The sequence below is a fragment of the Pseudoalteromonas sp. A25 genome, assembly GCF_009176705.1.
Classification (GTDB): Bacteria; Pseudomonadota; Gammaproteobacteria; order Enterobacterales; family Alteromonadaceae; genus Pseudoalteromonas.
The window spans coordinates 2,381,711-2,396,618 of record NZ_AP021846.1 but is presented as its reverse complement, the minus strand read 5'-3'; the positions used below and the strand labels follow the sequence as shown (position 1 = coordinate 2,396,618).

The following is a 14,908-nucleotide window of genomic DNA, read 5'->3' as shown; positions in this document are numbered from 1 at the left end:
TCATAATGGTAATGCCTAATAATACAGTGTATCCCAATTAGGTTTGATCTGACCTTACTTTGATTGCACGCGAAGTAAGGTTCAGATCCCATTTTTCTTTGTACTCAACGTTGAGCTAATACTATGCAAATTGTTATTTTAAATGATGCCGCAGAAGTCGCAGCCTATGGCGCAGATTTATTTTCTAACCAGCTACAACGTAAAGCTGAATCAGTACTGGGGTTGGCGACAGGTTCTACGCCAGTTGCCCTGTATCAAGAGCTTATTCGCCGTAATCGAGAAGGCGAGTTGAGTTTTAAAGATGCTACAACATTTAATTTAGATGAGTATCTTGGTTTAGAAGGCTCTCATCCGCAAAGCTATCGTTACTTTATGAATGAGCAGTTGTTTAACCACATCGACATTGATATCGATAACACGCACGTACCGCCAGGTGATGCGAAAAACCCTATAACAGCATGTCAAGATTATGAAGCACGAATGGCTGCAGCTGGGGGAGTCGATATTCAGTTACTCGGTATTGGACGCAATGGTCATATTGGCTTTAATGAACCATCTTCAGGTTTAACATCTCGTACGCGAGTAAAAACATTAACTAAAGAAACCATTGACGATAATGCCCGTTTTTTCAAAGACGGAGAGTATCAACCGCATCTATCCATCACAATGGGCATAGGCACGATTTTAGATGCCAAAAAAGTGATTTTGCTAGCAACAGGTGAAAATAAAGCTGATGCAGTTCAAGCGATGGTCGAAGGTCCATTAACAGCATCCTGCCCCGCGTCAGCGTTGCAAATGCATAAAGACGCCGTAATCGTCATCGACCTGTTAGCGGCTAGTAAACTAAAAGATATTGAATTTTACCAACATATTGAAGCTGAAAACCAAAAGCTTCAAGACTATTTGGCGTCTCTTGCCTCTCTGTAGTGTGGAGTTACACTATAGCTTTAAGCCCGAAAGGGCTTTTTTTTTGCGTGTATTTTGATTGCTGACTACTGTGCAAGTAGTTTAGCTTTGTTCTGCAATATGTTAGCTTTATGCAAACATCATCAACAGGGATCAGGCTTTGTTACATTATACCTTTATGCACTTAAATCGTGCTTCTAATGAACGCAAAGATCAGCAGTGGATAACACGTCAAATCAATACCAATAGCCGATGGCTTCTTATAGATAAAGATAGAAACTTGATAAATGTTGCCACGAGCGAGCTTCATTTGTTTGAGCTTGAGGATGTGCGTGAATTTGATAAAAAGAATGCGGTATTTTTGGGTGTAGACGAGCGATATAACTACTTCGCACTAGACGTCTCTAACCATAATGGCACTTTGCCTTTGCTACACAATACAGATCTTGAGTTTGTAGACATGAGGCGCATCGGTTTGCAACTTGATCATAATATGGCATCCGTTGGCGTGTTGGCCAGGGGGTTATGTTATTGGCATAAAACGCATCGCTTTTGTGGACGCTGTGGTTATACCAATGAAAGTATTGAGGCAGGACACGCTCGGCGTTGTCAAAATGAGCAATGCCAACATATGACATTTCCGCGTACTGATCCTGCGGTGATCATGCTTATCACACATACTTTTGATGATGGTATTGAGCGCTGCTTAATGGGTCGCCAAGCCGGTTGGCCTGAAGGTGTGTACTCAACCCTAGCTGGGTTTGTAGATCCAGGCGAAACACTAGAACAGGCTGTGATAAGAGAGGTTAAAGAAGAAGCTGACATTGATGTGATCGACGTTGAATATATCGCATCGCAGCCATGGCCTTTCCCCTCATCGCTTATGTTGGGTTTTATAGGTAAAGCAAGTTCTACAAATATTAATATTGATCAAGACGATTTAGAGGACGCGCAATGGTTCTCGCGTGAACAATTGGATACGTTTGGTCAGTGGGGGGACGCTGGAGCAGGCTATAAGCTAACCCGACCAGATTCTATCTCTCGTTATTTAGTCGAGTATTGGCGTGCACAATAAAGGTGATAAATGAAAAAAAATACAAAATTAGTGAGTGCTGGACGCAAATCTCAATATACGCAAGGCGTCGTTAATCCGGTCGTGCAACGCGCATCAACGGTTGTGTTTGATAGCGTTGCAGACATGCATCAAGCAATTAAAGAGCGAGGCAATCGCACCTTATTTTATGGCCGTCGTGGCACCAACACACATTATGCTTTGCAAGATGCAATCATGGAGCTAGAAAATGGCGCTGGTTGCGCGCTTTATCCCTGTGGTGCGGCTGCAATTAGCCAGTCTTTATTGTCATTTTTGAAAACAGGCGACCACCTATTGATGGTTGATACTGCGTACGAACCAACGCGAGACTTTTGTGACAAAATTTTAGCGGGATTGGGTATTACCACAACCTACTATGACCCTATGATAGGTGCCGGTATCGAAGCACTTATTCAAGAAAACACCAAAGTGTTGTTTTTGGAGTCTCCGGGTTCAATAACCATGGAAGTACAAGATGTTCCAACCCTTGTTGCTACTGCCAAGCGCCATGGAGTGATCACTATGTTAGACAATACTTATGGTAATGGCTGGCATTATAAGCCGCTTGACCATGGCGTTGATATTAGTATTCAAGCGGCAACAAAATACATTGTTGGTCACTCTGATGTAATGATGGGGGTTGCCGTTGCCAATGAGGCACACTGGCCAACGCTTCGGGAGCATTCATACTTGTTGGGGCAATGTACCTCCGCAGATGATGCCTATTTGGCGTTACGTGGCTTGCGTACCATGCCTGTGCGTTTAGCTCAGCATGAAAAAGCAGCGCTGCAAGTAGCCCAGTGGCTCACCAACCACCCGCTTGTTGATCACGTTAGGCATCCAGCTTTGCAAACCTGTCCTGGTCATGAGTTTTTTAAACGTGATTTTAGTGGGAGCAATGGTTTGTTCTCGTTCGTAATGAACAAAGGAACTCAAAAGGCTATCAATGCATTTTTAGATGCGCTAGAGCATTTTAAAATGGGCTTTTCATGGGGTGGGTACGAAAGTTTGGTAACGGCCAATAAAACCATGGCTGGTTTACGTAGTCAGACTGGTTGGGAGCAAGGTCCGGTGATCCGTTTGCACATAGGGCTTGAAGATGTAGACGACTTAATCGCAGATTTAGATCAGGCTTTAGCCGTGTATGAGGCAAACTGCTAAATATATCAGCAAAAAAAAAGCCCGCTGTTGTTGCGGGCTTTTTATTACTTATTGGTTTATAAAGACGTTTTCTCTTCTAGCTCTTTTGCCGCGTCAGGGTCGTTAAACACCTCTATATCGAACTCTTTTTCAGATTTGGCCACAATACAAGTAACCATACAGTCACCAGTAACATTCACTGCAGTACGGGTCATATCAAGTAATCTATCCACACCAATGATAATTGCTATCCCTTCTACGGGAAGGCCTACTTGATTAAGGACCATGGCAAGCATAATCAAACCAACACCGGGCACACCTGCAGTACCTACTGAAGCCAGCGTTGCGGTTAAAATAACCATTAAGTAGTCGGTAATGCTCAAATCAATGGCAAACACTTGCGCGATAAATACGGTCGCCACGCCTTGCATAATTGCTGTGCCATCCATATTGATGGTTGCGCCCAGTGGTACAGTAAACGAAGCTACTGAATTGTGTGCACCTAGTTTTTTGGTTGCAGTTTCAAGGGTCACTGGCATGGTTGCGCTTGAGCTTGAGGTGCTAAAGGCAAACATACAAGCGTCTTTCATTTTTAGTAAAAAGGTAATTGGACTTAAGCCGGTGAGTACTTTAAGGATGATAGAGTAGTTAATAAGTGCATGAATGAAAAGCGCTGCAACGACAACAAAGAAATACTTGCCCAAGCTGATAATAAGGCCCATTTCAATGGTCGTAAACAATTTGGCCATGAGGCAGAATACGCCGTAGGGTGCCAAGTTCATTAAAATAGTTACTAGCTTAAGTACAACTGTATTTAAGTCGTCAAACACTTTCGCAACGCGTTTGCCTGGTTCCCCTGATAACGCCATTGCAATACCAAATAGCAACGCAAATACAATAACTTGTAGCATATTTCCTGCTGCCATTGCATTGATTGGGTTAGTTGGGAACATGTTGATAATCACTTGTGCAAGCGTTGGAGCTTGTTGTGCTTCGAAAGTAGCATCTGTAGGTATTGTTTGACCTTCACCAGGGGCAATTAGTAAAGCTAAGCTAATTGCAACTGTAATGGCAACAGCGGTGGTCATTAAATACAAGCCAATCGACTTGCCACCCAAGCGGCCCAGCTTTTTAGGGTCGCTAAGGCTACATGTACCACATACCAAAGAGATGAAGACCAAAGGTACAACAAGCATTTTTAAACTGGCAATAAATATTTGTCCGCCGATATGGAATAAGCCGTCAACTAGAAAGCTTTTAACGGGGAAGTCAAAAAGACCCAGGGGGATAAAATATTCAGCTTGACCTGAAAACAGGGCTTGCAGTGATAAACCAAGCACAATCCCGAATACCATGCCAAGCATGATCCGAGTTGTTAAACTCATCTTGTTATTTTTTTGCATACTGTTAGTTTGAACTGAGTTACGTCATTCGATCTGCATAGCCTAACAGGCTGGATGATTTTGGCAAAAAAAATCGGTTAGAAATAAGAAAAAACTGTGAATTTTTGCTTATTTCTAAGGTAACATGAAAGAAAATACAGCTTTAAGTTTGCTAGGGAGAGAGGTTAATGCCTTTGATGCGCTGGTTATGCATGTGTATGCTCAGTTTATTACTCACCGCTTGCGGTGGTGGTGGTTCAATTGAAAAAAATAATGATGGAGATGGTGGTACAAGCAGTGATGGTGAGATTACGTTAACAGTTGCTATCGCTGATCAACAGGGAAATCAATTCAATGAAGCAAATCCTTTAAGTCAAGATAATAAAGGCGTCATTACTGTAACGCTATTGCAAAACAGTCAACCATTAAGTAGCAAACTAATTCAAATACAATTGAATTATGCTGGCGTCGAAACTCCAGAAACATATACCGCTGCAACCAACTCCGAGGGTATTGCAACTATTTCGGTCGAAAGTGGCGAAAATGGTGGTTGGGGAGAAGTCACTGCCACCTTTAATGCTACAGATGATAACGTGATCACTGGCAAATCTGTATTTTATGCATTGGGTGTCAGTTCAGAAATCATTTTCAACATAACTGTAGTTGATAACGAAGGGAACACGTTTAGTGAGACTAACCCGATAACCCAGGATAAAAAGGGTTTTGTAAGAGCAACGTTAACTCAAAATAACAAACCTCTCACTAACAAGCTGGTGCAATTTCAATTGAATCATGCTGGTCGTTTGAGCCCTGAGTCGGGAACAGGCGCTACTAATTCCGATGGTATCGCTACCATAACAATAGAAAGTGGTGAAAACCGTGGCTGGGGAGAGGTGCTTGCAACGTATAGCGCCAGCGAAGGTAGTGACATAACCAGCAAAACCGTATTTTACTCATCTGGTGATGAGGCGAATGCTGAAGATGATAGCACCAAATTAAATATTAAAGTGTTGGCTAATTGCCCTGCGGGTTGGGAAAGTGAGCGTGATAACGTGTCTTTGGACGTGCTTTCAGAAAGTTGTACACAAACTAATAAAATTGACGCGATTACTGAAGTTGATGTACTTGTAGGCGCTTCAAGTACTAAGTCAGGTCAAGGTATAGCTGGAGTATTGGTTAACTTAGCTGCTGACATTGGTACAATTTTATCGGGCGAAAAAAGCGTCACAGACAACTTTGGCTTTGCATTATTTAAATACCGTCCACCTTTGCAAGGTGGTGCAGGTCAATTAACCGCAACATTTAATGACGTTTCAGCCACATTTGCATTTACCAGTGGTGCAGAAGACCTATCTCTGAGCATAGACAATGGCTTAAATAAAGATTCTCAAGGTAATGACATCGCGCTTGGAGCCGGTGAAACAACGTTATTAACGGTCGAAATCCGAGATCAGAGCGGCGCATTTGTCACTACGCCTCTTGATGTTGCATTCTCTTCTGGATGTGCTGAAGGCGACAAAGCAAGCGTTGATGCCAATGCGACAAGTGTGGGTGGTATTGCATATTCTACTTATAAGAATCTAGGGTGTGATATCGCAACAGGCGATACCGTATCGGTTACTATCTCAAAAGGGGGCAATTCAGTGACTGATCAGGTCATTATTCCTGTGTCTCCTGCTAAACCTCAATCAATTGAATTTGTTGATGTGACTGAGAGCTTATTGGCACTTAAAGGTACAGGTGGCCCGCAGCGAAAAGAATCATCTGAGCTGACGTTCAAGTTGATTAACAGTCTAAGTGGAGGGGCTGCTAACCAGCGCATAGATTTTAGACTCAGAGCTAAGCACAGTGACGCAACGCTAGTGCCAAGCAGTGTTCGTACTGACTCGCAAGGTGAAGCAAAGGTTATTGTAAGCTCAGGGAATGTATCATCTAGTTTTGTGGTTCAAGCCTGTTTCATACCTTCGGAGCTTATTCCGACTAACAATAATGATGAAGTTACCTGTTGGCAAGAGCGTTATGATGAATGTAGTGCAGTTAATAAGCCTACTGGTTGTCAAGTAGGTACAATTAAGTTAGTTCCTCAAGATCAAGCTATCATGTCGGTATCTAGTCGTTTGAGTGTAACGAGTGGCTTGCCTGTAAACTCAACGATGTCTTTGTCAGTCGCTACGACAAACACAGAAACACTTAACTTTAGTAACCAAGAAGTGCCAGTTACAGTGAATATCGCCGATAGATACGGTAATTTCGTGCATGATGGCACTAAAGTTTATGTTAGTGCAGAAGGGGGCGCAGTGGGTACCGTGGATGGTACACAGTTTAATGCTGAGCTTGAGTGTGAAACAACGGATGGCCGTTGTAGTGCCACTTGGGTAAGTCAAAATATCATCCCGTTTGTGACTAATAAACCCTCTAGCGATCCGCGCAGTCCAATTGACTGTGAGTTACCGAGTCAAGGCAATTGTTCTACTAATTACTGGGGAAATCGCGTTGATTCGTTTAACCCTAAAAAACTATATGCCGCGAAAAAGTCCTTTTTAGTGGGCCAAGGTATCTCTGAGCCATCTCATGAACAAATTTTGAATGTTGGCAACAATCAGCTCAATGGCACTGTACTTGAAGACACTCGTAATTGTGACTTGTATGCTGGTGAACCCGCACCTTGTATCAAGGGTATTTTAAATGCAGCCCATGACTCAGACGGTGTGCCTCTAGCAGGGCGTGCAACATTGATAGCCATTACTGACGGAGAAGAAAATTTCAATGACGTGAATGGCAATGGACTTTTTGACAGCAATGAATTTAGCCTCGTGTACGATGTGCCTGAAGCTTTTAGAGATGATAATGAAAACGGAAACTATGAGGGCACAAATTGTATTCCGTCGAGTACTTCCAACCCTTGTTCCCCCCTAAATACAAACTCGGGGCATTTTGAAAAGTTATGGGATGGTAATGGCGATGGCACGTTTACTGATAGAGACGGACAATACAATGGCTTAAGTTGTACTGCTGCCCAACAAAGCGCAGCACAGTGTACAAAATCTCTCATAGATGTGTTTGATAGTGCCGAAATTATTATGTCAGGTAGTAAGCCTACTTTTCGCTTTGTTGCAAAGGTTGGTGCTAAGTTGGGAAATAATGTAACAACAATCCCAGCTAATTGTGAAAATATCATGTTGAGAGACCCCGACGATACGAGCAAGTCTGTTATTGCGGTACAGTTGGAAAAATCTGACAACGATGAATACTGTGATGTGCTCGGTGTAAATTTTGCTACGGCGGCCGCACCGGGTACGACCATCGATAATATTGAGAGTATCCAAGTGACTTTGCTATACAGTGATATACACAATAATCCACTTCCGCAAGGCACCGAAATTGCGATTAGTACAGATAATGGACTATATACGGGTGTATCTGACGTGACTGTTCCAAACTCAAGCTCAACCTTACCTGCCAAGGAAACGTTTACTATTTCAAGAGAGATAGAGGCGAACCAAAAGAAAGATGGTGCAGTGTCATTTATATTCACTACGCCAAAAGGGGTAATAACCTCTGTTACGCTACCAGTAAAAGATGCTGGTTAATAAACGGCACACAAAAAATGCCAACCTTCGGGTTGGCATTTTTGTACCGTTTCCTTTATATTGCGCTGCTTAAATTTGGCTTTGTACTTTTTGCTTAAAATAGCAGCGGTAATTGTGTAATTAATCGTTAATCAGCTAAAAGATTGTATTTAAAGCTTGTAACAATAGGTGTTTGTAGATATACCTATAAATATTAGTCGCCCAAGACGGGCAAAAACTCAGACAAGATGGGTCAAAATAGGCAGCTATGGGCAAATCGCTAGTAATTGTAGAGTCTCCCGCTAAGGCAAAAACAATTAATAAATATTTAGGTAAGGATTATATCGTCAAGTCCAGTGTTGGGCATGTGCGAGACTTACCTACTTCAGGCGCAGGTAAAACGAAAGGCTTGGCTACAAAAAGTCCAGCTGAAGTTAGAAAAATGTCGCCTGAAGAAAAAGCCATTTATAAAAAGAATAAAGATTACGCTAACTTAGTTGCGCGTATGGGGATCGACCCAGAAAAAGGCTGGGAACCTCATTACGAAGTACTGCCAGGTAAAGAAAAGGTAGTACAGGAGCTGAAAAAACTTGCTGAAAACGCCGACCATATCTATCTCGCAACCGATTTGGATAGAGAAGGGGAGGCTATCGCTTGGCACCTAGAGCAGATCATTGGTGGTGATGAGCAAAAATATAAGCGCGTAGTCTTTAACGAAATCACTAAAAACGCAATTCAACAAGCTTTTGAAACACCAGGCCAGTTGAACACTGATATGGTGTATGCACAGCAGGCACGTCGTTTCTTAGACCGTGTTGTTGGTTTTATGGTGTCTCCGTTACTTTGGCAAAAAGTAGCTCGCGGCCTCTCTGCAGGACGTGTTCAGTCTGTTGCTGTGCGCTTGCTCGTTGAACGAGAAAGAGAAATTAAAGCATTCATCCCTGAAGAGTTTTGGGATATTCATGCTGATGTAACGGCTAAAAAGCAGCCTATTCGTTTAGAAGTCACAAAATATCAGGGCAACGCATTTAAGCCCGTGACTGAAGAACAAACGATGACTGCGGTTAAAGCGCTTGAAAACTGTGATTATAAAGTTGTTAAGGTTGAAGAAAAGCCGAGCAAGAGCAAACCAAGTGCACCTTTTATTACTTCAACAATGCAGCAGGCAGCAAGTACCCGTTTAGGATATGGTGTTAAGAAAACCATGATGCTTGCTCAGCGCTTGTATGAGGCCGGCTATATAACTTATATGCGTACTGACTCGACTAATTTGTCGAACGATGCGGTTGCAATGTGTCGTGACTACATCACAGAGCAGTTTGGCGATAAGTATTTGCCAGAAAACCCAATAAAATATAGTGCAAAAGAAAACGCACAAGAAGCGCACGAAGCGATACGTCCATCCGATGTAAATGTGCTATCGGGCCATGTTGAAGGCGTTGATGCCGATGCTAAAAAACTCTATGAGCTTATTTGGCGTCAATTTGTTGCATGTCAAATGACCCCTGCAGAGTACGACTTAACCACATTAACTGTGGGTGCAGACGACTATACGCTAAAGGCGAAAGGGCGTGTTATGCGCTTTGATGGTTGGACTAAAGTACAGCCGTCAGTTCGTAAGAAAAACGAAGAAGATCAATCGCTACCAGCGGTTGCGGTGGGCGATGCAATTGATTTGGTTGCACTGGATCCAAAACAACACTTCACCAAGCCACCAGCACGTTTTAGTGAAGCGAGTTTAGTTAAAGAGCTTGAAAAACGTGGTATTGGACGTCCTTCTACGTATGCTTCGATCATTTCTACGATTCAAGATAGAGGCTACGTTCGAGTAGAAAACCGTCGCTTCTTTGCAGAAAAAATGGGTGAAATTGTCACCGATCGTTTAGTTGAAAACTTTAATGACTTAATGAATTTTGACTTTACCGCAAAGATGGAAGACCGACTGGATGACATTGCTGAAGGTGAGCGTGTCTGGACTCAGGTACTAGACAAGTTTTACGATAACTTCTCAAAGCAGCTTGAAGTTGCCTCAGGCGATGAAGAGCAAGGCGGCATGCGCCAAAACGTTATGGTTGAAACAGATATAGATTGCCCTACGTGTAGTCGTAAAATGGGTATTCGTACAGCATCAACTGGTGTATTTTTAGGGTGTACAGGATATAACCTGCCGCCAAAAGAGCGCTGCACAACAACGATGAACTTAGTCTCTGGTGATGAGGCGATAGCAGCTGACGTTGAAGATGTTGAAACCGAAACATTGATGCAAATGAAACGCTGTCCGCTGTGTGAAACGGCGATGGACTCGTATTTAATCGATGAAACGCGTAAGTTGCATGTGTGTGGTAACAACCCAGCGTGTAAGGGTTATATAGTTGAAAAGGGTACCTTCAAGATCAAAGGTTATGATGGACCTATTATCGAATGTGATAAGTGTGGTTCAGACATGGAACTTAAATCTGGTCGCTTCGGTAAATATTTCGGCTGTAGTAACGATGAATGTAAAAATACCCGTAAACTGCTTAAAAATGGTGAGCCTGCGCCACCTAAAGAAGACCCTGTACATTTACCTGAATTAGAGTGTGAAAAGTCAGAAGCGTACTTTGTGCTACGTGATGGCGCATCAGGCATTTTCTTAGCGGCGCATACATTCCCGAAATCTCGTGAAACACGTGCACCTAAGGTTGCAGAATTGAAGCGCTTTAGAGATAGGATCTCTCCAAAGTTTTATTATCTTGCTGATGCACCTGAAAAAGACGCAGATGGTAATTTAGCCGTTGTTCGCTATTCACGAAAGACTAAAACTCAGTATGTGATGACTGAAGTTGATGGTAAAGCAACTGGTTGGAAAGCGACTTATGAAAATGGTAAGTGGGTAGAAGAAACCAAAGCAGCGAAAAAGAAAAAGTAAAAAAAGCCGGGGGAACCCGGCTTTTTTAATGAATTAAGAATGAGGTTTTAGAGGCTTTTAAATTTCAACGCTTGAAACTGCTTGGTAATTACTGCTTGTTAGCTCGTCGTTTACACAGTCTAAAACGTATTTTTTAAGATCTTTTCCTTCCACACCATCGTCATTTGCCCACTCTAAGCACATTTGTGTGAACTCTTGTACTAACTCTTGAGGTGCAACAGCGTTATCATCAGCTAGGCTACTTGTTGCAACGAAGGTTAAAGCTGCAACCATACCAAGTAATGTGTTTTTCATTTTTTTTGCCTTAAGTTAATTGGACAAGCACTTTTTAAACTAAAAATACCCCATTGGAAAACGAAATTATTTACTCGTAAAGAGTAAAGAAAATGATGGTATCGTACGCTTTCTTTTGGCTTAGAACTAAATTGAGTAAATCACTATTTTTGTAAGACGAACTGCATAACTTGGCGTGAAATCAGTTAGCTACAAACTTATCTCATTATCATTGATGACTTAGCAATGACATTTTGGCTGTTGCAAGCATTTAGTAAAAAAATAAATTGACGAAAATACAATTCCTGTTTATTTTTTCGCGGATGTTTCAAGAAGGGCCATACTAAGCATCGGTCAACCCAATATTAAGCAGCTCTGCGCACTTATCAATTGCGCCTTTAACTCTTAACGATAAATTGTAATATTGGGAAAATACCGCATGTTTGAGCCTAGTGTTATCAGTGTTATTCCACCTATTGTTGTACTTGCACTAGCAGTGCTGCTTCGCCGACCTATTCTTGCACTTGTGATTGGTGCACTGGTTGGTTTAGCGTTAATTAATCCATTAGAAGTTTTAGCTAAATTTTCTGAAACATCGCTCAAAGTCATGGCAGATGAGACGATAGGGTGGCTGATCCTAGTGTGCGGCAGTTTTGGTGCATTAATTGCCTTGCTGGTACGCACTGGCGGAGCCCTTGCATTTGGTCGAAATGCATTAAAACTAGCAAAAGGGCGTAAATCGTCTTTGCTGATGACTTATTTGCTTGGCGTGGTTATTTTCATAGATGATTACCTTAATGCGTTAACCGTCGGTGAAACAATGCGCAGGGTAACTGATAAGTTTAAAATATCCAGAGAAATGCTCGCTTATGTAGTTGACTCTACCGCTGCACCTATTTGTGTGTTGGTGCCCTTATCTACTTGGGCGGTGTTTTTTGGTGGCTTGTTGGTCGACAACGGAGTCGCTGAGCAAGGGCAGGGGATCAACACATATATTCAAGCAATACCTTACATGCTTTACGCATGGGTTGCTGTGTTGATGGTGCCTTTGGTTATAATTGGTATTATCCCTTTGATTGGTGGGATGAAAAAGGCTGAGGCCGCAGTTGAAAGAGGTCAGCCGGCATTAGAGCAAATTGATTTTGAACAAGTGCAGACGCCTGATGAGTATGCTGCTAAAGCCATTGAACAAGAGTTTGAAGAGGCCGACGAGCAAGGTAAGTTATACAATTTTCTTGTACCTATTACTTTATTGGTCGCCTTTACTGTTTATTTTGATATTGATGTGTGGAAAGGGCTATTAGCCACTTTGGCTGTGACCGTACCGTTTTATTTGCTACAAAGATTAATGACCCTTGCTCAGATGCTAGAGCAGATGATTGATGGTTTTAAATGCATGTTACCAGCTATCGGTACGGTGATTGCCGCTTTTATCTTCAAAGATGTCTGCGATCAGCTTATGCTCCCGCGCTTTGTGATTGATTCGCTCAGCCCATATATGAGTGCACAGTTATTGCCTGCTATGGTATTTTTGTCTATGGCTATTTTAGCGTTTGCTACGGGCTCTAGTTGGGGGATCTTTGCTGTGACTATACCCATTGTAATGCCATTAGCTGTAGCAGTTGACGCCAATATCCCCATGGTAATTGGTGCCTTGTTATCAGCTTCATCATTTGGCAGCCAAGCGTGTTTTTATTCAGACTCCACGGTACTGGCTGCACAAGGCTCTGGTTGTAACTTAATTAGTCATGCGGTCACACAGCTCCCTTATGCATTGATAGCCGCTGTGATAGCGTTTGCCGGCTTTTTGGTAATGGCTTAAAGGGTTAGGGGGCATGTTTTATGCCCCCTATTTGTAAGATGTACTTTATTTACCCCCACCTATTTCCACTTAAGTTATGCGTGTTACATAAAAATCGCCTGTAAATCACAGTTTAACAATGCTAATGGATAGCTGCGATGACCGAGAACGGTAAAGGTAACTGCGTTTCTTGGTCCAAGCTTGGTGGGTACGGTGTGTATTCGGCCTTGATAGGCTTGTTGTACCATCCCTGAGCCATCAAACCAATGCAGAGTTAAATATGGTTCAACATACTGCCATGTGCCATGTAAATCAGTTTGGTTACGGGCTATCCATTTACCGTTTTGTTTGATATGAACTTGCAAATCAGTGGTAGTGCATTGATGTGTAAATAATAATTCCGGTAGTTCTACTGAATGGTTGTTTTTAGCGGGAAAATATAATCCCATATTACCCTGGGTGTAATAGTGGTTTTCTTTGTTGAACACCTGCGTGTTTAATCTATTAAAGCCTACCTCTCTAACTACACGTTCCACTGCACTAATGAGAGCCTGATCACTATCTTGGGGGTGGTATAGCAAATACGGTTCACGATAGTGAGTAGGCGATTGCAAATTGGTAAACTTAAACTGGATATTCTCAGTTTCAAAAAGCGATTGTAGTTTCGAACGCTCTAGTTGCGATAAATCACGCGAATAGATATGAACAGTTGGGCTTTGACATGCGACCATCGTCAATGCGATTAATATCGATAGAATTATTTTCATAGCTTAGTATTTTGGATTACGGATGTAATCTAATTTAACTGTAGATTACACTTGTAGTCAATGGTTAAAGTTCGTGCCATTTTTAAAGGTAGAGTGTGGGTAACTATGATCACGCCTAGAAAACCCATTATTTTTAATTCTTGGCCTTATTTACGAGTGCACCTGAGTGAGACATAATGCATACCGATGTTACGCATAATAATAAGCGCAATCGTAACCATAACACCGGGCAAAACATATGCTTGTATAAGTCTAAAATCCGGTGCTTTCTACTGTTTTTAAAGGGGTTTTTATTTAATGTGTGAGCTATTGGGCATGTCGGCGAATGTCCCAACAGATATTTGTTTTAGTTTTTCTGGGCTTTTGGAGCGTGGCGGTAACACTGGGCCGCATAAAGATGGCTGGGGTATTACGTTTTACGAGGGCAAAGGGTGCAGAACATTTAAAGACCCTGAGCCTAGCTGCCAGTCTGAAATTGCCAAACTAGTGAAAGCATACCCAATCAAGAGTGTATCGGTGATAAGCCATATTCGACAAGGCAATCGTGGTCGGGTGTGCCTTGAGAACACCCATCCTTTTACACGTGAGTTATGGGGTAGAGAGATCACCTATGCTCATAACGGCCAATTATCTAATTATAGTGACCTAAAGCCAGAATTTTATAGACCAGTGGGCAATACCGACAGTGAATTAGCATTTTGCTGGATACTCGATAAAATACGTGAAAAATACCCAAAACGGCCTGCAAATATGGCCTCGGTATTTAGATATGCCGCTAAACTTGCTGACACCCTTAGAGCTAAAGGGGTTTTTAATATGCTCCTAACGGATGGGGTGTATGTGTTGGCGTATTGTACAAATAACTTACATTGGATAACCCGCAGAGCACCATTTGGTAAAGCGACACTGATTGATGCGGATATGGTTGTCGATTTTCAAAAAGAAACGACGCCTAATGATGTGGTAACAGTGATAGCTACACGGCCATTAACCAATGATGAACAGTGGCAAAAAATGGCTGAAGGTGAGTTTGTACTGTTTAAGATGGGTGAAAAAATCTAACTACTGT

At 42.2% G+C, this 14,908-nt stretch carries 10 protein-coding genes; 7 read left to right on the top strand and 3 right to left on the bottom strand.

Annotation, left to right across the window (positions count from 1 at the left end):
• The first annotated feature begins 123 nt into the window (after nt 1–123).
• The 3 genes from nagB to GDK41_RS10170 all read left to right on the top strand — a co-directional run bounded on the left by nagB (nt 124) and on the right by GDK41_RS10170 (nt 3,160).
• The gene (nagB, locus tag GDK41_RS10180; RefSeq protein WP_152086314.1) at nt 124–927 is read left to right on the top strand and encodes a glucosamine-6-phosphate deaminase; all 804 of its coding nucleotides are present in this window, start codon (nt 124–126) and stop codon (nt 925–927) included.
• Between the two features lie 139 nt (nt 928–1,066).
• Nucleotides 1,067–1,981, top strand: coding sequence for an NAD(+) diphosphatase (nudC, locus tag GDK41_RS10175; RefSeq protein ID WP_172971596.1), 915 nt, complete (start codon nt 1,067–1,069; stop codon nt 1,979–1,981).
• 9 nt (nt 1,982–1,990) lie between these two features.
• Nucleotides 1,991–3,160 (top strand): cystathionine beta-lyase, encoded by a 1,170-nt coding sequence (locus GDK41_RS10170; protein WP_152086313.1) that lies wholly within the window; start codon nt 1,991–1,993, stop codon nt 3,158–3,160.
• Between the two features lie 56 nt (nt 3,161–3,216).
• On the opposite strand, the gene GDK41_RS10165 is transcribed toward GDK41_RS10170, so the two are convergent.
• Entirely contained in the window at nt 3,217–4,542 is a 1,326-nt protein-coding gene (locus GDK41_RS10165) for a dicarboxylate/amino acid:cation symporter (protein ID WP_152086312.1), read from the bottom strand.
• A gap of 167 nt (nt 4,543–4,709) precedes the next feature.
• Here GDK41_RS10165 and GDK41_RS10160 point away from each other — a divergent pair, with 167 nt between their 5' ends.
• The gene (locus GDK41_RS10160) at nt 4,710–8,111 is read left to right on the top strand and encodes a hypothetical protein (protein WP_152086311.1); all 3,402 of its coding nucleotides are present in this window, start codon (nt 4,710–4,712) and stop codon (nt 8,109–8,111) included.
• A gap of 247 nt (nt 8,112–8,358) precedes the next feature.
• On the top strand, nt 8,359–10,998 hold the full coding sequence (topA, locus tag GDK41_RS10155; protein ID WP_152086310.1) for a type I DNA topoisomerase: 2,640 nt from the start codon (nt 8,359–8,361) through the stop codon (nt 10,996–10,998).
• Nucleotides 10,999–11,055: 57 nt separating this feature from the next.
• Here topA and GDK41_RS10150 read toward each other — a convergent pair whose 3' ends face one another.
• A complete protein-coding gene (locus tag GDK41_RS10150) occupies nt 11,056–11,292 on the bottom strand; it encodes a hypothetical protein (RefSeq protein WP_152086309.1) in 237 nt (78 codons plus the stop codon).
• 418 nt (nt 11,293–11,710) lie between these two features.
• Here GDK41_RS10150 and GDK41_RS10145 point away from each other — a divergent pair, with 418 nt between their 5' ends.
• On the top strand, nt 11,711–13,093 hold the full coding sequence (locus GDK41_RS10145) for a Na+/H+ antiporter NhaC family protein (RefSeq protein WP_152086308.1): 1,383 nt from the start codon (nt 11,711–11,713) through the stop codon (nt 13,091–13,093).
• Between the two features lie 83 nt (nt 13,094–13,176).
• Here the strand turns inward: GDK41_RS10145 and GDK41_RS10140 are convergent, their stop codons facing one another.
• Nucleotides 13,177–13,839 carry a hypothetical protein gene (locus GDK41_RS10140; protein ID WP_152086307.1) on the bottom strand — a complete coding sequence of 221 codons (663 nt, stop codon included), beginning with the start codon at nt 13,837–13,839 and terminating at the stop codon, nt 13,177–13,179.
• A 297-nt stretch (nt 13,840–14,136) separates the two neighbouring features.
• Between GDK41_RS10140 and GDK41_RS10135 the strand changes: the two genes are divergently transcribed.
• On the top strand, nt 14,137–14,901 hold the full coding sequence (locus tag GDK41_RS10135) for a class II glutamine amidotransferase (RefSeq protein WP_152086306.1): 765 nt from the start codon (nt 14,137–14,139) through the stop codon (nt 14,899–14,901).
• Nucleotides 14,902–14,908: the final 7 nt, after the last annotated feature.

What these genes read in the sequence shown, in the direction of transcription:
- nagB (WP_152086314.1), top strand. Translation starts at nt 124, where the DNA reads ATGCAAATTGTTATTTTAAATGATGCCGCAGAAGTCGCAGCCTATGGC.
- GDK41_RS10170 (WP_152086313.1), top strand. Translation starts at nt 1,991, where the DNA reads ATGAAAAAAAATACAAAATTAGTGAGTGCTGGACGCAAATCTCAATAT.
- GDK41_RS10165 (WP_152086312.1), bottom strand. Translation starts at nt 4,542, where the DNA reads ATGCAAAAAAATAACAAGATGAGTTTAACAACTCGGATCATGCTTGGC.
- GDK41_RS10160 (WP_152086311.1), top strand. Translation starts at nt 4,710, where the DNA reads ATGCCTTTGATGCGCTGGTTATGCATGTGTATGCTCAGTTTATTACTC.
- topA (WP_152086310.1), top strand. Translation starts at nt 8,359, where the DNA reads ATGGGCAAATCGCTAGTAATTGTAGAGTCTCCCGCTAAGGCAAAAACA.
- GDK41_RS10150 (WP_152086309.1), bottom strand. Translation starts at nt 11,292, where the DNA reads ATGAAAAACACATTACTTGGTATGGTTGCAGCTTTAACCTTCGTTGCA.
- GDK41_RS10145 (WP_152086308.1), top strand. Translation starts at nt 11,711, where the DNA reads ATGTTTGAGCCTAGTGTTATCAGTGTTATTCCACCTATTGTTGTACTT.
- GDK41_RS10140 (WP_152086307.1), bottom strand. Translation starts at nt 13,839, where the DNA reads ATGAAAATAATTCTATCGATATTAATCGCATTGACGATGGTCGCATGT.
- GDK41_RS10135 (WP_152086306.1), top strand. Translation starts at nt 14,137, where the DNA reads ATGTGTGAGCTATTGGGCATGTCGGCGAATGTCCCAACAGATATTTGT.